Here is a 19,478-nt window from a genome sequence, read left to right on the forward strand (position 1 = left end):
TGACGTTTCGAATATTCATGTTGCCACTTTTGACCGGGGTATCGAAAATGTCGGGGTTTAGACGGTCGTTGGAAAGCTTGGCGACAATCTGAGTTCCGGATTGCGCGTGCAGTTTCATCGGGCAAGTTTCCCAGCAAACTCAGGAAAAAGCGAACAGACTTGGGATGTTCAGGGCGAATCTGTTCCCAGTTTCTGCGCTCACTTACTGCGTCGCAGGATCAGCCACGCCAGGAACCCGATATAGGCGAAAACGCTTAGGTTCAGTGCGGTGTCGATCAGTTGGCCACTCATGATCGGTCCTCCTGCGCCAGACGTTTGAACAGGCAGACAACAAGAACGGGCACGATAAACACGAAAGCGATGGCTGACAGCGCTATGATGGACCGAACCAGAGAGATATCGCCCACCAAAATCATCGCCATCCCTAACGCGCCAAGGATAATGCCCCAAATCGTACGAATTCGGGGAGAGGGGTTGTCGTCGCCTCCGGTCCCTATCATCGCAAGGGTGAACCCGGCGCTGACGACGCTGGTGACCACGAACAGGAACGCGGCCAGGATTGTTGCTATTCTTGTGATGCCGTCCAGCGGGAAGCGCTCAAGCAACGCAAATGTTGTTGCGTCGAGGTTCTCTGCGTTGACGGCTGATAAGGCTCCGTCCTGACGCAAAGCATCGAAAAAACCCAAGCCGCCAAAAACGCCGAACCACAGGATAGAGAACAGTGTAGGGGTGACGACGACTCCGATCAGAAACTCTCGGATCGTGCGTCCGCGGGAAATCCGGGCGATGAAAATGCCCACGAAGGGTGACCAAGCCAGCCACCAGATCATATAGTTCAGCGTCCAGCCGTGGAACCAGTCGACCAACAGGTCGTCGAAGAACTCAGCCGTAGAGAACCCTGCTGGCAGGACACCGAACAGATAGCGTCCGAATCCCGAAACGATGCCATCCATCAGATAAGATGTGGGACCCAGCACTAGAAGATAGACCATCATCCCGACGGCGATCAGCATTGCTGCGTTGGACAGCAGGGCCATTCCGTCTCCCAGATCGCGACGCAACGGTATGATGAATGCAATACAAAGCGCGGCAAAAACGGGCAGCGTCAGCACGCCTGGGGTTTCTATACCCAACAGGCCTGCCAGTCCGGTCTGGATCTGAAATACCCCCATTGCCATAGAGCCCGCCAAACCGACGGCAATTGCGACGATCGAGAGCAGATCGAAAACCCACCCCAGCGCTTTTGTCCATCCTGCTTCGCCAAGTGCGTCGGTGACTGGGGCACTCAGCAACAAAGTGCGATTTCGGCGATAGGCAAAATAGGCGATGACCAATCCGACGATTCCGTAAATCGCCCAGGCGTGGAACCCCCAGTTCAAGTAGGTCACGAACATCGCATAACTGGCCGCTTCTGCGTCGCTATTATATTGACGCAGCACTTCGTAGTGGGTCAGCGGCTCGGCTGCGCCATAGAACAGTAGACCGACACCCATTCCTGCGGCGAATAACATCGCGATCCATGCGGTCGTTGAAAACTCTGGTTCGGCTGTGTCAGCGCCAAGGCGGATATCTCCAAATCGTGACAGGGCCAGAAAGAGGACCACAAACAAAAGCCCGCTGACCTCAAGCATGATGAACCAGCCGCGGCTGTTGAATTGCGTCTCAACCGCCGATGCAGCAATGCGACCCAGGCCTTGCGGGTCAGCAATGCCCCAGATTGCGATGGCCGCACTAAGGGCTAGGGCGATCACAAGCATCGGACTGGGTGATTTGCCGTCCACTGTCCAGAACCCTTTCGCGTAAATTCATGAAACATCGGGTCGTTTGGCCAAGCCTAGGTTGCGGAATCCAAACTTTCAAAGTGTTTTTGGATATTTAGCTGGCGCAGTTTCTCATGATCCGGCCCAGTGATGCCGATCTGTGCGAAACCGCCCCGTTAAAGGGGGAAACTTTCGGAAATCTCCTCACATCTGCGGATCGGGGCCTTCATACCCCGCGCAGGGGTTGACAAGCGGAGTGTCTGAATGAAACGTCAAAGGCGTTGGGAGACTTTTAAATTTCAGATGCTTGACCCGTTGCAAGACGGGTTCGCTTGCCGTACCGGCAAGGTCCCTGGATGGGGGCCGCTGAACTGTCTCTCATCCACAATAAGAGTTGGGAGTTCTCAAAAATGAAAAATAGCAGCAAGCTTAGCCTGGGCGCGGTCGTTACCGCAGCTCTTATGGCTCCGGCCGCTTATGCAGAAGAGTTTATCACCATTGGTACCGGCGGTGTGACCGGCGTGTACTATCCGACTGGTGGCGCGATCTGCCGTCTGGTGAACAAAGGCCGCAAAGAGCACGGCGTGCGTTGCTCGGTCGAGTCGACCGGTGGTTCGGTCTACAACATCAACACCATTCGCGAAGGTGAACTGGAGTTTGGTGTTGCCCAGTCCGACTGGCAGTACCACGCCTATAACGGCAGCTCGAAATTCGAAGAGGCTGGCCCCTTCGAAAACCTGCGCGCCGTCTTCTCGGTACACCCCGAACCGTTCACCGTTGTCGCACGTGCCGATTCCGGCATCACCAACTTCGAAGACCTGAAGGGCAAGCGCGTCAACATCGGCAACCCCGGTTCCGGTCAGCGTGGCACGATGGAAGTCCTGCTGGGCGAAATGGGTTGGACCACCGACGATTTCGAACTTGCGACCGAGCTGAAAGCGGCTGAACAGTCGGCGGCTCTGTGTGACAACCAGATCGACGCGATGGTTTACACCGTTGGTCACCCGTCGGGTTCGATCCAGGAAGCCACCACAGCCTGTGACTCGGTTCTGGTGAACGTCAGCGGCGACGCCGTCAGCAAGCTGGTAGACGACAACTCGTTCTACCGTACTGCGACAATCCCTGGTGGCATGTACCGTGGTTCGGATGGCGACACCTCGACCTTTGGTGTGGGCGCGACGTTCGTGACCTCGGCAGACGTGTCGGATGACGCGGTTTATGCGGTTGTCAGCTCGGTCTTCGAGAACTTCGACGACTTCAAAAAGCTGCACCCTGCATTTGCCAACCTCAAGCCCGAAGAGATGATTGCAGATGGCCTTTCGGCTCCGCTGCATCCGGGTGCCGAGAAATACTACAAAGAAAAAGGCTGGGTTCAGTAAGCCAGACCTAAAGTAGGGTGCCCAACGGGCGCCCTGCAACCAAAACCCGAACAAATCGGGTGGTTCAGAAGGCCAAAAATGGCCGCGACGGGGAGACATTTCATGAGTTCCGACACACAATCCAATCGTCCGCTATCCGAAGAAGAGCTACAGGATCTTGTGGCCTCATCCGATGCGGGTGGACGTAATCCGGTCGGTAATGTCGGGATATTCCTGGCCGTTGTGGCCGCGATCTGGTCGATCTTTCAGGTCGTCCTGGCCTCGCCACTTGCGAACTATGTGCTGCCCGGCAGCGTTGTGAACAACGCGCGGCAGTTTCACCTGGCCTTTGCGTTGTTTCTGGCCTTTGCAGCCTATCCGGCGCTGAAATCAAGCCCGCGCAACTATATCCCGGTTCAGGATTGGATCATGGGGCTGCTGGGCGCGTTTGTCGCGCTGTATGGCTATTTCTTTTACAACAAGATCGTCGATGCAGGCGGTCTTGCGGATGACACCGACAAATGGGTCGCCCTTGTTGGTCTGCTGTTGTTGTTCGAGGCCGCGCGTCGCGCGCTTGGCCCCGCGATGGCGATCATTGCGACGATTTTTCTGGTTTATGTCTTCTTCGGTTCATCCGACTGGGTGCCCGAAGTTATCCGCTGGAAAGGCGCAAGCCTGAAAAAGGCGATGAGCCACATGTGGATCACCTCTGAGGGCGTGTTCGGTATTGCCTTAGGTGTCTCCACCAAATTCGTCTTCCTGTTCGTGCTGTTTGGGGCCTTGCTGGATAAGGCTGGGGCAGGGAACTACTTTATCAAGATGGCATTCGGCGCCCTTGGCCACCTGCGTGGTGGTCCGGCCAAAGCAGCTGTTGTCGGTTCGGCCGCGACCGGCCTGATCTCGGGTTCGTCCATCGCCAACGTTGTGACCACCGGTACATTCACCATCCCGCTGATGAAGCGCGTCGGGTTCAGCAGTGAACAGGCCGGATCGGTCGAGGTTGCCTCCTCCGTGAACGGACAGATCATGCCGCCCGTGATGGGGGCTGCGGCCTTCCTGATGGTCGAATATGTCGGCATCTCATATGTCGAGGTGATCACCCACGCCTTCCTGCCTGCCGCGATTTCCTACATCGCGCTGGTCTACATCGTGCACCTTGAGGCCGTGAAGCGGAATATGCCTACGCTGGGCGACCGCGACGTAAAGCTGGCGCGCACGGTTGTCGGTATGTTGTCCTTCTTCCTGGTCTTTGCCGGGCTGTGCTACGGTTCTCAGTTCCCGGTCGAAGCGGTGACAAACTGGGTGCCGTCATCCGCTGGGCTGGTCCTCAGCCTGATTGTCTGTGCTATCTACGTGGCACTGCTGTATCTGGCCGCTCAGGTGCCGGATCTTGAGCCGGACGATCCAAACGCCAAAGAAGTGACCCTGCCGGTCATTGCCGATATCTACAAGGCTGGGCTGCACTACCTGTTGCCGATCATCGTGCTGGTCTACTTCTTGATGATCGAGCAGAAGTCACCAGGTCTGTCGGCTTTCTGGGCCACGACGCTGCTGTTCGTGATCCTGCTGACGCAGAAGCCGCTCAAGGCGATATTCCGCGGGCAAAGCAACGTCTACAACACGTTCATTGATGGCGTCGCTGACCTTTGGCAGGGCATGATCGACGGCGCGCGGAACATGATTGGTATCGCGCTGGCAACGGCAACAGCCGGCGTCATAGTGGGCACCGTGACCCTGACGGGTGTCGGACAAGTGATGGCCGACCTGGTTGAGTTCCTGTCTGGCGGCAACCTGATCCTGATGCTGATTATGGTCGGCCTGCTGAGCCTGATCCTGGGCATGGGCCTGCCGACCACCGCAAACTACATCGTGGTCAGTTCGCTGATGGCGGGTGTGGTTGTTGAGCTGGGTGCGCAAAGCGGTCTTATCGTTCCCTTGATCGCGGTGCACCTGTTCGTCTTTTACTTTGGGATCATGGCAGACGTGACCCCGCCGGTTGGATTGGCAAGCTTTGCGGCCGCCGCAGTATCCGGTGGTGACGCAATCAAGACAGGGTTTATCGCGTTCTTTTACAGCCTGCGCACCGTGGCCTTGCCGTTCGTGTTCATCTTCAACACCGACCTGCTATTGATCGATGTGACGTGGGTCGAGGGGATAACGGTGGCGATATTTGCGACAATCGCCATTCTCGTCTTCACAGCCGGCACAATGGGTTACTTCCTGACCCGCAGCCGCATCTATGAAAGCATCGCGCTGATCCTGGTGGCGTTCGCGCTGTTCAGGCCCGACTTCTTCATGAACCGCATCGCGCCACCGTTTACCTCGGTCGAGCCTGCTGCTTTTGTGGAAACCATCGGCGAAACCCCTCCGGGTACCGAGGTGCGTATGGTCATCAGCGGGCCGGACTTTGACACGCTTGAGATGACGGACACGACCGTGGTTGTTCCCGTTGGCAGCGAAGAAGGAGGCCAAGCGCGCGTAGACGCGATGGGTCTGCTGCTGCTTGAAGAAGACGGGCTGGTCAAACTGGAAGAGCCGCTGTTCGGAACTCCGGTCGCGGATGATCTGGATATCTTCGATTACTACGGAGATGAGGCCGTCCGTCTGACCTCGGTCAGCTTGCCAGCCAGCCAGCCACCGAAGCAGTTGATCTACATTCCGGCAATGCTCTTGCTGGGACTGATCGCTTTCCTTCAGCGCGGCCGTGCCGCAAGACAAGAGGTGACCGCATGACAAACGCTGTTCTCTGTGCCGTCGATATCAGCAACGGCGATCTTGATACGCATGTCCTAAAGAAAGCTGCGAAGCTGGCCGATCAGGAAGGTGCTCAACTGGATGTGGTGACGGTCCTGCCGGATTTCGGAGAAAGTTGGGTGTCTGGCTTTTTCGAAAGTGATTTTCACGACAAGGCGCTGGAAGAGGCACATACTAAACTGGCCGAGATGTGTGTGTCCACACTGGGGGAGGATCGGAATGAAAAGATCCGCCACGTGGTCGCGACGGGTACTGCCTATCAGGAAATCCTGAAAACTGCGGACAGTGCTGGTAGCGATCTGATCGTGATCGGCGCGCACAAACCAGACTTGAAAGACTATCTGTTAGGCCCGAATGCTGCACGGGTCGTGCGGCATTCAGACGTCTCCGTCTACGTGGTGCGCTAAGAAACCTGGGCGGATCAGTACCCTGTCATCTCAAGATACCCCCGTCCGGAATGGCTGCCGCTGATCTGGACGGGACCTTCCCAGTATTCAAACCGGGTGGCCATCCACGCGTCGGGTGTCAGCGCTGATACCTCGACGTCCAGATCCCGGTCAGGCAATGTGACACGCCATCGGACAGGTACGTCGCGGCCAGCAACGGGCGCGGTCGTCAGCGGCTCGAACGCAACAGAGCCGTCGGGAATTGCGGTTGTCGTACCATCGGCGGTGATCCACGTGGCCGCGGTGAAATCGCTGCGTTCGCCCCGCAGGCGAAAGGCCATCATCTTGTCGCCATCGTCAAAGCTGAGCGAGAACCAGTCCCAGCCGCTTTGATCTGCGGCCAAAGGTTGTGATGACCATTCGCGGTCCAGCCACCCTTGTCCGGTGACCGCCACGTCGCCATCTGGCAGCCGCAAAACGCCTTGTACCTCGTAAAACGGCTGGGAATAGTAATAGCTGGCTTGCCCGTCGCCGGATTTCACCGAATATCCGTTCTCGCCGTGAAACACGAACGGCCCGTTGGCTTCGAGCTTTAGGTCATAGCCGAAATCCGCGCCGTTCGCAGAAAGGCTGACCACGTTTGGGTCTGACCCGCGCATGTGCCATTCGTCGATCCACGCCTCGAATGGCGCTGCCGTAACCCCTGCCTGACCGATACCGCCGCGCGACAGTCGCTCCGCGAAATAGTGTTTGTCGGGCGTGGTCACCGCAGCATGGCCCATCCATATCTGCGGACTTTGCCACCCCTCGACCTCATGCGGTTTCAGGGCCGACCGAAACAGCGTCCACTGGATGCCATAATCACGCCCGTCTACACCTTTCAGGTTTGCTGTCAGATACCACCACTCGATCCGGTAGTCCGGGTGGGGGCCATGATCCTGCGGGAATTGAAACGCATACTCCGGCTGGGGCACAGTGAACCCTTCAGCCGAGCCGCCCAGGCCTGCGTATCCCTGTGCGCGGGCAATGCCCGGCACGGCCAGCAGCAAGACGATCAGCCAGATCCTAACGTTCATTGGCAAACACCTTCAGTAGATCCGCAGGCGGCAGGCGCAGCAAACGGGCGGCAGGCAGGGCCGCGGCAACGGTTGCCGCAAGCAGGGTCAGACCCAACAGATAGACCCAGTCGACAGGGAACAGGTACATCGGCAGCCTCCAGCCAAACGCTTCGACGTTGATGACCGTCAGCAAGGTCCACGCCAAAGCCAACCCCAGCGGCAGAGCCAGCAAGGCGGTCAAGGCGGCCAGCAGCACGCTGCGCAAAAGCTCAAGCCGGGCCAGTTCTGCACGGGTCAGGCCAAGTGCCCAGATGGGCGCAATCTGGGGCAGGCGCTGGGTCCACAATGTCAGCAGACTGGTCAGAATGGCGAACCCTGCAACCCCCAGCGTCAGGATGTTCAAGGCAGAGGTCACAACGAATGTCTTTTCGAACACCTGCATGGATTGCGCCTTCATTGCGGCTTGCTGGACGACTGCTCGGCGGGGCAGGTCAAACTGCTCGCGCAAGGCCTGGGCCAGCTCTGTGGTCCTGTCAGGCGCGACACGAATGCCAAACCGGCGCGCCTCAGCGCCGGGCGCGATCTGATCAAGTTGGGCCATAGAAACGATGGCCTGACCGGTTGGGTTGCCATAGTCCGAATAGACACCTGCGATGGTCATCGTGTCGGCGGGTGTGATGGCCAAAGAGTCGCCAGGCCAAAGGTTTTCCCGGCGGGCAAGTTGTTCGTTGATCAGCACAGCGGTTCCGTCGTGGACCCGGTCCCAAACACGTTCCGAGGTGCTGATAAGCGGCCATTTCTCACGATAAGTCTGATCGTCGATGATACCATAGAGAAACAAGGGTCCCGACGAATGCGCCAGTTCAACGCTTCGGATCGGCAGGATGGCATCTACCTGCGGGTTCAGCCATTCCGCGATGTTCCGACCGTGCTGATCGGTGGTGGCCGTGACGTAGAGCTCGGATGTCAGGCGCTGATCCAGCCAGCCAGTAAAGGTCAGCCGAAAGCTGGAAACCATTGTGCCCACACCGATATTCGCGGCAAGCGCCAGCAACAAGGCCATCAGCGCCAAAGATAGGCCCGGCAATTGAGCGCGCATGTCCGACCAGACCCATTGGGCGATCGGCCCTTTCGCTGAACGCTGAAACAGGATCAGGACGCGCGACAAGGCATAGGGCAATACCAACGCGGACCCGACCAGCATCCCGGCGACCATGACGAAACCGGCCACCAACCCTCCGAACAACAACAGGGTCAGAATGCCACCGACAATAGCGGCGACACCGGCAAGGGCGACGACCCAGCTGCCCGAAGCCGCGCTGCGCCAGGCCTGTAAGCCTGCGCCGCTTAGAATCGGCATTCGCGACAGGCGATACAAGGCGTGTCCGCTGGCCAGAAAAGTGCCACCCAAGGCCATCGCCAACCCGGACAGTGCCCATTGTGGTTGCAATGATATCTGGCCGCTGACAGGTGCGCCGTAAAGTCCACGCAAACTTGCAGCCACATCCGGCAACAGCGCGCCTGCGAGGAAAAAGCCAAGCACCAAACCGAGTACTCCGCCGACAATCGCCAGCACGGAAAGCTCAGCCATGATCAGCCAAACCAGCCGCCGCATCGAAACGCCCAAAGCGCGCACGGTCCGGATCATGCCGCGCCGTTGGGCAAAGGCCAGGCCCACGGTTCCGTGCACGATGAACAGTCCCACCGCAAAGGACAGCAGGCCAAAGGCGGACAGGTTCAGGTGAAAACTGTCGGTCAGTTGTGCGGTATCCAGTTGTTCCTGTGCCGGGACCCGCTCCAGTTCGGGGGCAATAGTCGACAGCGGTGGAATTGAACCGGGCTGATCCGGTAAAATGATCAGGTGCGAAATCTCTCCCGGCTTCTTCAGTAACGACTCGGCCACACCAATGTCGGTCAGGATCAGATCGGGCGGTAAGGCATCGCTGATCAGGATCGGAGGCAAACCGGTCTGGCCGGCCAATAGCGGCTCCAAAACCGGAGCCGTCAGCAATCGCCCCGGCGCAGTCAACATATCGGCAGGGTTGGGTGGCGTGCCGCTTTGTTCCATCTGTGTGACAGCGGGCAGGGCGGGATAGGCCACCATATCAACGCCAAGGACCCGTAAGGTCTGACCCTGAACGCGAAATGGGCCTTCCAGTACCGCTGCAACCTGCCAGCCCGCGCGCCTCAGCTCGACGTAACGCGACAGGGGGATCGGGCCGGAGGGGTTGTGCAATTCGTCAAACCGACCTAGCGCCAGTTGATCTGCGGCCCGGTCATAGCTGGCACGAGCCTCGGCATTGATGGCCTGCACCGCAGACCAAAGACCGGTTGCAAGGGCCAGGCCGATCAGCAGGGTCGCCAGTTGCAGCCGGTGTGCCCGCCAATGAGATGCCAGCGCCTGAATGACGGTCAGCGTCATGCGATAAGCCCGCCAGACAGATGCACACGCCGATCCAAACGGGCCGCAATCTCGTGCGAATGGGTGACCAAAAGCAGCGCGGCCCCGGTATCTGCGACAAGAGCCAACATCAGTTCAAGAACGGTGGCGCTGGCGGTTTCGTCCAGGTTTCCCGTAGGTTCATCCGCCAGCAGCAATTTGGGCCGTGCGGCCATGGCACGACCGATGGCAACGCGCTGTTGTTGCCCGCCCGACAGGTTCTCGGGATATCGATCAAGCAGATCGGAAAGGCCCAGCCGCTGGGCCAGATGGGCGCACCAATCGGGGTCGTGGCATCCGGCCAACCGGGCATGAAACGACAGGTTTTGACCTGCTGTCAAAGATGGGATCAAGTTAAATTGCTGAAACACCAACGACAAGGACGTACGGCGCAGGGCGGCACGGCCCGGATCATCCAGTTGCGACAGGGCTACCCCGTCCAGTGTGATTTCCCCGCTGTCCACAGTGTCCAATGCAGCAGCAAGGTTCAGCAAGGTGCTTTTACCGCTGCCGCTTTCGCCGGTCAGGGCTAGCGTTTGGCCGCGATCCAGCGACAACGACACGTCGCGCAGGACCGGCCGACCACCGGGATAGGATTTCTGAACCTTGTCGAATACTACAAGCATGTTCGCCCTCATTTTCACAAGGATTTGCAACAGTTTCGCCAACTGTCCAGCGCTGACACGTCATAGGTTCCTTTCGCCGCACTATGAACATGGGTGATCGGGTTGTCTCAGCCGAAAGTGCAGGTCATTGTGAGGCGATCCGTCGTCGGTACAATTCAGGATGCGAAAACATGACCTTGTCACAGCAGATCCTTTGGGGCAGCACGTTTCTCGGGCTTTGCTTTCTGGTCGAAATCTTTCTTCTGACAATGTGCACGCTAGCCATCAACAGGCTGATCGAGCGTTGGGAAGCCAGAGGTGCAATTTTGGCAACGGCCGGACCAATTGCAACCGCGCTGGCCTTTATCGTCGCGACCCACACCATTCAGGTCTGGATTTGGGCCATCGTCTGGGTGTTCGGCGATGTACTGCCCGACTGGAACACGGCGCTGTATTTCTCGCTGGTGTCGTTCACAACGCTTGGCTACGGCGACATCGTCTTGGGCGAAGACCTGCGGATTTTCGGTACATTTGCTGCAGTTACAGGCCTGTTGGCCTTTGGGTTGTCCACGGCCTATATGGTCGCCCTTATGACCCGGGTGTTCCAGGAAAGGTTCATGGCCTAAAGGATGGGCGAGAATAGTCGCGCCAGCGGAGCGCCGAGACGTATATGCACGGGTTGCTGTTCCAGATAGCGCGTCAGCTCATAGCTTTTGGCAAAATCGTCTTGCAGCATCGCATCGACTGCGGCGGTTGTCTGGGGATCAAAGAACAGGGCCATTGCCTCGAAATTTAACCGAAATGATCGATTGTCCAGATTGGTCGTGCCCACTGCGGCCAGTGAGTCATCCACAACGAAGACTTTTTGATGCATGAACCCGTGCGTGTAACGCAGGACTTGTGCACCACAGGCGCGAACTTCATCAAAATAGGCAAAAGCCGCCAGCCACGGCAGGCGGTGATCAATGGCGTCGGGCACAAGAATACGAACATCGACACCACGCAAAGCTGCGTGTTTCAGGGCGGTCATGATATCGATGTCGGGTACGAAATACGGCGATGCGATCCAGATCCGGTTCCGTGCCTCAGTGATGGCGGCGAAGAACATCATCGACCCGGTTTCGGTTTCATCGCCCGGGCCTGTTGCGACCAGCAATGCGTTGATATCCTGATCCGCCTCGGACCCGGCCCAATCCAACTGGTCGATCAGATCTTCTTCATGCGCCCAATGCCAGTCTTCGATGAAGATCAACTGCAATTGCCGGACTATGTGGCCGGTCAACCTGACATGGGTGTCGCGCCAATGTCCGAAATGCGGGTCTTCGCCCAGATACTCGACCCCGATGTTGTGACCGCCGATAAATCCCGTTTCGCCGTCGATAACCACGGTTTTGCGGTGGTTGCGGTAGTTCAATTGGAAACGGAATTTTGGTCCGCGTTGTTCTTTTGGATCCGAAACCGCGATACCGGCCTCGCGCATCTCTTCGATGTAGTCATTGGAAAGGGCGTAACTGCCTACGGCATCCATCATGAACCGGACGCTGACTCCGCGTTTGGCTGCTTCGATCAACTTGTCTTTCAGCTTCTGACCCAGCGCATCGGCCCGAACGATATAGAACTGGATCAGGACGTAAGTCTTGGCCGCATCAATCGCCTCAAAAATCGCATCGAAGGTGGCCTGGCCATCGACCAACAGCTCTGCCCCGTTGCCGCGCGACACGGGCATATGCGCCAGCGCCTCGAACGGTTTGGGGTTGATAAGCAATTTGTCGGCATCGGGTTTTGAGTAGTCGGCGAAAGTCTTGATCCCCTGAACCACGCGCTGACTTTCCTTGCGCGCGATACGGTAACCCCGAAATCTATGATGTCCCAAAAACAGGTAAAGCGGCACGCCAAACATCGGGGCCGAGATCAGGAAGACCACCCAACCGACCGCGCCCTGAGGTGTCCGCGCGGTTTGGGCCGCGCGGACAGAAAAGAAAACTGCTGTTGTATAAAGCGCAAAGACGAAGGCGGAAACAAGCAGTGTCCACATAGGGTTATCGGGCTCCGTGGTGGTTCAGTTCGCCCCAGTGTAGATGCGCGACCAGTCTTGCGCCATATCTACAATCACCCAACCCATGTCTGGCCCTTTGTCCAATCCATCGACCAGTTTGCCGATTGAGCTTTCCCGGTCATAGGCCCACTCTCGTTCTGCATCGGTATGGTGAATCAAAACACCCAACCGTGGCCCATCGCCAGCCGTGGTCCATTCCAACATGGCAAAATCGCCATCCGAATTTCCCCCGGCCAGAATCGGGCGTCTGCCGATCGTCCTCTCGATGTTGATCGGTTTGCCTTCTTTGTCGTCCACAAAAGCGATGCCATCGGCTTTGGTGATAACCGGTTCGCCTTCCGCGCTGTCATAAGTGGTGTCCATGTATGTACCCAGAATCTGTTCGGGCGGAATGCCATAAGCGTCTTCGGCGAAGACGCGCATAAAGTGTACTCCACCGCCGGAGACGATGTAGGTCTTGAACCCTTTGTCTCGCAGATACCGCAGCAACTCGACCATCGGCTGATAGGTCATCTGGTCAAAGGGCAGGTCGGTTTCCGGGTGGCGGGCGGTTTCCAGCCAGTCGGCTACGGAAGCTTGGAAATCATTCACTGAGACACCTGAGTGCGAGGCATTCAACACCTCGATCAAAGCATCATGACCACCTTCCGCGACCGTCTTCAGATCGCCTGTCGCTGCGGCCTGCAAAACGGGCGTAGTCAGGATCGAGGGGTCATCCTCAGCCATCTGAGCTAGCCGGTCCATCGCAAAGATTAGTTGAAAATACACAGGCTGTTCGGCCCAAAGCGTGCCGTCATTGTCGAAAACGGCGATCCTTTCAGCCGGCGTCACGTATTCCGGGCGCTGTGGGTCGGTCACGGCGGCGACAAACTCGATGATCCTGTCTTTGCTTTCGGTCTCGGTCCAACTGGGCAGAGGGTCCGCAAGCAGGGACAGAGGGACACAGGACAGCAGGGCGCTTAGAACAAAATGTCGCATGAATTTCTCGTTCAATTTCAAGATGAAAAGGGCCGCCTTTTAAGGGGCGGCCCGATTGGATTTTAGATACGACTTAGTTGTTTGTCGGTGTCGTCAGCTTGTCCATGACCTGATCCAGGTTGAAGCTTGCCGCTTTCTGGCGCGGCGGGAATTCCTGGAAGGTTGCCAGGAAGTTGCCCACGTATTCCTGTGCCGGAACCAGGAAATATGCCCGATCCAACAACCAGTCATAATATGTGTTGGAGGTGCGATAGGCGCGCTCATAAGGGTCACGACGCAGGTTCACGATCAGAGGAATACGCAGCTCGGTCCAGGGCTCGATCCATGCACGCAGGGTCGCCCATGCTTTCTGCTCAAGGAAGATCAGCTTCCAGTCGTCATAGCGCAGAGCCGTCAGGTCACCATCATCCGAGAAATAGAAAATCTCGGCGCGTGGGCTTTCGGTTGTTTCGCCGGTCAGCATGGGCAGGATGTTATATCCATCCAGATGCACCTTGTAGTCACGGCCCATGCCGGACGAGCTATAGCCAGTTTTCAGCTTTTCCTTGATGTCCGGGTCGCCAGCAACCGCCAGGTATGTCGGCAGCCAGTCCATGTGGTGCACGATCTCATTGGTGATCGAGCCCGCTTCGATCTGACCAGGCCAGCGAACCATTGACGGAACGCGCCAACCGCCTTCCCAGTTGGTGTTCTTTTCACCCCAGAACGGCGTCGCAGCAGCATCCGGCCATGTGTTCATGTGCGGACCATTGTCGGTCGAATAGTGCACGATGGTGTTGTCCGCGATGCCAAGCTCGTCCAGCAGGTCCAGCAATTGCCCGACATGCATGTCATGTTCGATCATGCCAGCGGTGTATTCGTCAGCAACGCCACCAAAGATCTCGTTGGCCTGTTGGCGCATTTCATCTTTGACGTGGGTACGGAAGTGCATACGCGTGCCGTTCCACCAGACATAGAAAGGCTGACCTTGCTCGTGTGCCCGCTTGATGAAGTCAATCGCGGCTGCGACGGTTTCATCGTCAACGGTCTCCATGCGCTTCTTGGTCAGCGGGCCGGTGTCTTCGATGGTTCCGTCCGCTTTGGATTTGATCACGCCCCGCGGGCCATAGGCTTCACGGAAGGTGCGACCATCGGCCAGAACCGCATCGCCCGGATAGTCTTCATTCTCTGGTTCTTCTTCGGCGTTCAGGTGGTAGAGATTTCCGAAAAACTCATCAAAACCGTGGTTTGTCGGTAAATGCTCATCTTTGTCGCCAAGGTGGTTCTTACCAAACTGACCGGTCACATAGCCGTGGTCCTTCAGCAATCCCGGAATGGTCGGGTCTTCGACCTGCATTCCCAGATCAGCACCCGGCAGGCCAACTTTCGACAGGCCCGTACGGAAAACAGACTGGCCCATAATGTAAGATGAACGACCGGCGGTGCAGGATTGTTCACCATAATAGTCGGTAAAGATCATGCCTTCTTTCGCGACACGGTCGATGTTCGGCGTCTGGTATCCCATCAGGCCCATCGTATAGGCCGAGATATTGGATTGTCCGATGTCGTCGCCCCAGATCACAAGAATATTGGGCTTTTGATCCTGTGCCCAGGCGGGCAGGGCCAGCGCAACCGCGACGGAAGCTACGGCGAATTTGCGCAATGTGCCGCGCCAACTATCTGCAATCAATAGGGGTGGTGACATGGTCTACTCCTGAATTGGCCGGATCTTAATGATCCGTTGATCTAAAAGTAATTGATGGCGGCGATTATCTTTTCCGCCAACAACGTATTGATTCCCGGTAGGAAAAATTCACATTACGTCGAGAATCGAATAGCCTTACCTTAGGCTATGACAATGCTCGGAAACCTATCATATGATGAGATTGATGAATACTAATGTTTGAAAACCCACGTGACCGACAGATGCTGCTTGCCTCAGGGTGGTTCGGGGCGCGAGGCGCAAGGTTTCAATCGGATTTACTTGCATGCGGGGTCGCAAAATCTTTCGATGAGGGTGAGGCGCTGTATAACTATGGAGATCCCGCCAACGGGGTCTTTGCGGTTCTAGAGGGTTCCGTTCAAATCACTGCACCTGCGGATGATGGACAGGACTTCGTTGTCCACAGACAGGGTGGCGGGTTCTGGATCGGTGATCTTGCGTTGTTCGCCGAATCCAACCGACTGGTAAGTGTTGTTGCGACACAGAAAACGCGGGCATTGTTTTTTCCGTCTCGGCGGCTGGACCGACTTGTTCGTGACAACCCCGAATATGTTCGTGATTTCTATGCTTTATCGCATGAGAACATGCAAACTGCGCTGCGCATCATGGCAAATTTGGCAGTGACCGGGGCGGAAAAACGGTTGGTTCTGCGCCTTTTGCACCTAGATGAAGGGGCCTCAAAATTCGATGGGTGGATCGTCGTGTCACAGGATGAACTGGCCGAAATGGTGGCAGTGTCGTTGCCTACGTTACACCGTAAATTGCACAACTTGGTAGAGCTGGGATTGATCGAGCTTGGGTATGGCCGCGTACGGCTTAAGGATAGGCGCAAGTTGATCGCTGCCTGCCAGTGCTGACCCTACGGATTAAGCGGCGGTAGCAGGTTCCGAGCGCGGTGTTCCGTCTGTTTCATAACCTTGAGTTCGGACAATGCCGCTGCCCAAGCCTCGGGTTTTGAGCCGGTGCGGGATGAGTAACTTGCGGCCCCGATCCTAGCCAGTTGCTCTTCCAGGCCAATTGCCATGTCGGGGGTATCGCTGCGCAGTTTCCACAACTCCAAGGCAGAATAAGACATTAAGATATCATGCGCTTGCAAGGCTTTCCTCAATGCATCTAGCGCAAAGTCCGAAGATATTTGATATCTGTCGCGCCGCGCCTGTTTCCAACTTGTGACACGCGGACCAAGGAACCGTGCCAAAGCCCAAAGAACCAGTGTCAAACCGGCCGCCAAGGCAAGCAACCTGAAAATCGTATCCGCATCCGGTGGCTGCCACTCCGGTGGCGCAAGCGTTAGTTCAACTGCACCGATATCAATGTTCTCAACCTGATTGGTATCCAGATTGTACCACCGGATCGTGACAGACGGCAGTTGGGTCTGGCCACCTTGCTGCGCAAGGTAGACGATCTCATCAACGCGCTGCCCGGACAGAACGCCCCGGTCTTCGCTTTCGGTAATACGCGGCTCTTTCGGATAGGCGCTCAGCAGCGGGTCCTTCATGTCGGGGATCAATTCTGGCACCAGAAGGGGCGTGGTGCCGGCAATTTTTGCGGTCAGGCGTCGGGTGATGGCACCCCCGTTTTCCATATCGGTTGATCCGTCGATCTGCTGGTCGACCGTGAATCCCGTGGCCAGGATCAGCGGGTCCAGATCGCGTGCGCCCTCTGGTACCACGGCATTTAACGCGACGTCGGGCAGGGCGATGGTGGCCTTCGTCGGCGCATTCGTATCGGGATCTGCAAAGGTCACAACTACGTCTTGCGTGCCGAATTCGACTGTCCCAACCTGAAGCGGATACAGACGATAACTGCGTTGGACACCGGACCAGGTCTCGCCATCCACAGTTTCACTAATTGGGCCAGAAGCACGCTCAGGCAGGCGCACAAGCAGGTTTTCTTGTTCGAGCGACGGAAACACCGGAGGAGACGGCATGAACGTCGGGACTAGGACTTTGATCCGTACGATTGCTGGTTGTCCGACAGTGACGGGATCCGTGGGTGCCTCGACTGTGACTTGCGGCTGAATGCCAGTTTGCGCCAAAAGCTGCGTTGGAAGGAAAAGAATGAGGAATATGAGGTATCTCATTGCTGTTGTTCCTGATTTTCCAACAGGAAGCGATTACGCAGAAAGTCCTGCATGTCCGTGTCAATCGTGCTGATCCATTGATCGGCAGACATCGCCTGCGCGCCCTCGGCGGGGGCCTGAATGGTTGTGTCCTCGCCGCGCCCGGCCTCATTGTCAAAGACTGTGTCGTCAGCGCCGATGCCCGCTTCTTCGCCTGTGTCCGACTGCTCTCGGGATGTTTCAACGAAGTCGAGGATCGCTTTGGAGACGTCCAAGTTGTGTTGCGCTTCGGGCCAATTTGGCCGACGCTCCAAGGCCGTTTCAAATGCTGCTATGGCTGGCCTATACTCGCGGTTTCGAATGCGCGCCATTCCCTCGGAAAACGCAGCCTCGGGCGTGTCCAGTTCGGCAAAGACTGCTGCTGCTTCGGGGTACTGACCTGCTTTCAGGTGTGCATAGCCCTTATGGTACGGGTCTCCAAACAGCTCTGACGCTGCGTCATAGCGTTTCTGATTCATGGCAATTTGCCCCTGTTGATCCGGGGTCAGGAACCAATCTCGCCAACCATCGGCTTTTGCGGGTCCTGATGGAGCTGCAAAAATCACAGTCAGCAACAACAAACGGATCACCCAACCACGCCGGAACCAAAGCAACGACAATAGCGCGGCGGGCCAGGCTAACATCCACCCTCTGTCCTGCCAGTCCAATCGGTCATCGTCGTCCAGCGCTGCGGTATAGGCAGATTGAATTTGACGCTCTAAGCGGTTGATATCACGTTCGTCGTTAGAGAACGGAACAACCGTCGCAGTCCTCAGATCGTTTAATTGAGCGATGTTTTGACCGTTCGGCAGCATGGTCAAAAAAAACACGGGCACGGTCGTGTTTTCAAAGGCAGCAAGTTGAGACGGGTCAAGGTCGTCCAGAACGAACAAGACTGCGCCGGGTGTATCACTGTCGTTCAGGATCGTTTCGGCAAGGGCCAGTGCATCAGCCGCGGCGTCCCCCGGTTTTGGCATGACCTCAGGCGCGAGACCCTCCAAAAGAGGGCGCAGGATGTTGGCGTCTTCGGTCAGGGGCGCGACGCGGTGCGGGGTTCCAGCATACGCGATTAATGCGGTCTGCGCGCCGACGCGCGCGTTGATCAGGTCAGTCACCTTGAACCTCGCCCGTTCCAGACGGGATGGCGGCAAGTCCGGTTCCTCCATGCTGGCCGTGACCTTCAGTGCTATTACCAGCGGTGCCGTGTCCGCGACCAAAGGGTTCGGGGCCCGTGACCATGTCGGTCCGGCCGCGGCTAAGGTGACAAGGATTGCAGCGATCATCGCGACGTCTATCGGATACACACGCTTCTTGTTTTCTGCCCCCAGGGTCAGGGCGGCGGCAAGGTGCGGCGCGATGCCGGTTATGGATTGGGAGTGCGAATTGGGTTTGGGCCGCATCACCCACCAGAGTATCGCAATAGGGATGAGGAACAGCAGCCAAGAGGCTCGCAAAAAATGGAAATCTTCCAACGCGCCGCTCATGCTGCACCTCGGCGCCGCTGGATGACATGTTGGCCGGTCATAGTGATGAGCATTGTCAGCAATGCCAACGCAAGCGGGTAATGTGCAAGGCTTTCACGTGGTCTATAGCTTTGTGTTTCCACAACGCGGGGATTGAGTTCGTCAATGCGTGCGTATGTGTCAGCCAATGCCTTTTCGTCATCTGCAAAGAAGTACTCGCCGCCCGTCCGGTCCGCGATGTCCTTCAAGGTATCCAGATCCACCCGGTCCTCGCCTGAGGCGTCTGGATCACCAACGCCGATCGTGTAGATGACGACGCCTTTCTCGGCCGCGATTGCTGCGGCGTTTACCGGCGTCATGCGGCTGGACGTATCCGCCCCGTCGCTTAAAACGATCATCAGGCGCTGGTCGACCTCGCCGGAGTCAAAGGTGCGTATGCCCAGACCAATTGCATCCCCCAACGCAGTATTGGGACCGGCCATACCAACTTGAGTTTGATCCAGGAACCCATTTAAACTGTTCAGATCTTCGGTGAAAGGGGCTTGAACAAAGGCCCGAGTACCAAAGATGATCAAAGCCATCCGGTCACCTTGGCGTTCGGCAATAAATTGACGCAGAACATCCTTAACCGCGGCCAGCCGTTGTTTTGGAGCGCCATCCGTTGTTGTGAAGTCCCGCTGGTCCATTGATCCTGAAATGTCCAAGGCAAGCACCACGTCGCGCGCCGACTTTTCGATAACCAATGGTTCACCAAGTTTTTCGGGGCGGGCCATGGCTGCTACCAAGAGAAGCCAGATTAATGCGATTGTGGCGGACT

The 19,478-nt window shown here is 57.1% G+C and carries 15 protein-coding genes; 5 read left to right on the forward strand and 10 right to left on the reverse strand.

The window, feature by feature from the left end; genetic code table 11:
* Nucleotides 1–287: 287 nt before the first annotated feature.
* The gene (locus AC2FI9_RS00980) at nucleotides 288–1,757 is read right to left on the reverse strand and encodes a BCCT family transporter (protein WP_496764748.1); all 1,470 of its coding nucleotides are present in this window, start codon (nucleotides 1,755–1,757) and stop codon (nucleotides 288–290) included.
* 413 nt (nucleotides 1,758–2,170) lie between these two features.
* Here AC2FI9_RS00980 and AC2FI9_RS00985 point away from each other — a divergent pair, with 413 nt between their 5' ends.
* The 3 genes from AC2FI9_RS00985 to AC2FI9_RS00995 all read left to right on the forward strand — a co-directional run bounded on the left by AC2FI9_RS00985 (nucleotide 2,171) and on the right by AC2FI9_RS00995 (nucleotide 6,279).
* Nucleotides 2,171–3,139 (forward strand): TAXI family TRAP transporter solute-binding subunit, encoded by a 969-nt coding sequence (locus tag AC2FI9_RS00985; RefSeq protein WP_058271718.1) that lies wholly within the window; start codon nucleotides 2,171–2,173, stop codon nucleotides 3,137–3,139.
* 102 nt (nucleotides 3,140–3,241) lie between these two features.
* Nucleotides 3,242–5,851 carry a TRAP transporter permease gene (locus AC2FI9_RS00990; RefSeq protein WP_496764750.1) on the forward strand — a complete coding sequence of 870 codons (2,610 nt, stop codon included), beginning with the start codon at nucleotides 3,242–3,244 and terminating at the stop codon, nucleotides 5,849–5,851.
* A complete protein-coding gene (locus tag AC2FI9_RS00995; RefSeq protein WP_496764753.1) occupies nucleotides 5,848–6,279 on the forward strand; it encodes a universal stress protein in 432 nt (143 codons plus the stop codon). Before AC2FI9_RS00990 ends, AC2FI9_RS00995 begins: the two co-directional genes overlap by 4 nt.
* A gap of 14 nt (nucleotides 6,280–6,293) precedes the next feature.
* Here the strand turns inward: AC2FI9_RS00995 and AC2FI9_RS01000 are convergent, their stop codons facing one another.
* The 3 genes from AC2FI9_RS01000 to AC2FI9_RS01010 are packed head-to-tail and all read right to left on the reverse strand — an operon-like array spanning nucleotide 6,294 to nucleotide 10,382.
* A complete protein-coding gene (locus AC2FI9_RS01000) occupies nucleotides 6,294–7,334 on the reverse strand; it encodes a lipocalin-like domain-containing protein (protein WP_496764755.1) in 1,041 nt (346 codons plus the stop codon).
* Nucleotides 7,324–9,738, reverse strand: a complete 2,415-nt coding sequence (locus AC2FI9_RS01005; RefSeq protein WP_496764759.1) for an FtsX-like permease family protein — start codon at nucleotides 9,736–9,738, stop codon at nucleotides 7,324–7,326. Before AC2FI9_RS01005 ends, AC2FI9_RS01000 begins: the two co-directional genes overlap by 11 nt.
* The gene (locus tag AC2FI9_RS01010) at nucleotides 9,735–10,382 is read right to left on the reverse strand and encodes an ABC transporter ATP-binding protein (protein WP_496764761.1); all 648 of its coding nucleotides are present in this window, start codon (nucleotides 10,380–10,382) and stop codon (nucleotides 9,735–9,737) included. The genes AC2FI9_RS01005 and AC2FI9_RS01010 overlap by 4 nt, the downstream gene beginning before the upstream one ends.
* A gap of 170 nt (nucleotides 10,383–10,552) precedes the next feature.
* Between AC2FI9_RS01010 and AC2FI9_RS01015 the strand changes: the two genes are divergently transcribed.
* Nucleotides 10,553–10,987: an ion channel gene (locus AC2FI9_RS01015; protein ID WP_109311846.1), complete on the forward strand. Its 435-nt coding sequence runs from the start codon at nucleotides 10,553–10,555 to the stop codon at nucleotides 10,985–10,987.
* Here the strand turns inward: AC2FI9_RS01015 and cls are convergent.
* The 3 genes from cls to AC2FI9_RS01030 all read right to left on the reverse strand — a co-directional run bounded on the left by cls (nucleotide 10,984) and on the right by AC2FI9_RS01030 (nucleotide 15,079).
* Entirely contained in the window at nucleotides 10,984–12,396 is a 1,413-nt protein-coding gene (cls, locus tag AC2FI9_RS01020; protein ID WP_496764763.1) for a cardiolipin synthase, read from the reverse strand. The two genes, AC2FI9_RS01015 and cls, sit on opposite strands and share 4 nt — an antisense overlap.
* 24 nt (nucleotides 12,397–12,420) lie before the next feature.
* On the reverse strand, nucleotides 12,421–13,395 hold the full coding sequence (locus AC2FI9_RS01025; RefSeq protein WP_496764765.1) for an HAD family hydrolase: 975 nt from the start codon (nucleotides 13,393–13,395) through the stop codon (nucleotides 12,421–12,423).
* Nucleotides 13,396–13,468: 73 nt separating this feature from the next.
* On the reverse strand, nucleotides 13,469–15,079 hold the full coding sequence (locus tag AC2FI9_RS01030; protein ID WP_496764767.1) for an arylsulfatase: 1,611 nt from the start codon (nucleotides 15,077–15,079) through the stop codon (nucleotides 13,469–13,471).
* A gap of 221 nt (nucleotides 15,080–15,300) precedes the next feature.
* Between AC2FI9_RS01030 and AC2FI9_RS01035 the strand changes: the two genes are divergently transcribed.
* The gene (locus tag AC2FI9_RS01035; protein ID WP_496764769.1) at nucleotides 15,301–15,954 is read left to right on the forward strand and encodes a Crp/Fnr family transcriptional regulator; all 654 of its coding nucleotides are present in this window, start codon (nucleotides 15,301–15,303) and stop codon (nucleotides 15,952–15,954) included.
* Between the two features lie 2 nt (nucleotides 15,955–15,956).
* Here the strand turns inward: AC2FI9_RS01035 and AC2FI9_RS01040 are convergent, their stop codons facing one another.
* Genes AC2FI9_RS01040 through AC2FI9_RS01050 form a run of 3 tightly spaced genes read right to left on the reverse strand, consistent with a single transcriptional unit; the run spans nucleotide 15,957 to nucleotide 19,434 of the window.
* A complete protein-coding gene (locus AC2FI9_RS01040; protein ID WP_496764773.1) occupies nucleotides 15,957–17,180 on the reverse strand; it encodes a hypothetical protein in 1,224 nt (407 codons plus the stop codon).
* A complete protein-coding gene (locus AC2FI9_RS01045; RefSeq protein WP_496764775.1) occupies nucleotides 17,177–18,682 on the reverse strand; it encodes a VWA domain-containing protein in 1,506 nt (501 codons plus the stop codon). Before AC2FI9_RS01045 ends, AC2FI9_RS01040 begins: the two co-directional genes overlap by 4 nt.
* On the reverse strand, nucleotides 18,679–19,434 hold the full coding sequence (locus AC2FI9_RS01050; RefSeq protein WP_496764778.1) for a VWA domain-containing protein: 756 nt from the start codon (nucleotides 19,432–19,434) through the stop codon (nucleotides 18,679–18,681). The genes AC2FI9_RS01045 and AC2FI9_RS01050 overlap by 4 nt, the downstream gene beginning before the upstream one ends.
* Nucleotides 19,435–19,478 lie beyond the last annotated feature (44 nt).

This window comes from Ruegeria sp. CDSA246 (genome assembly GCF_059611225.1).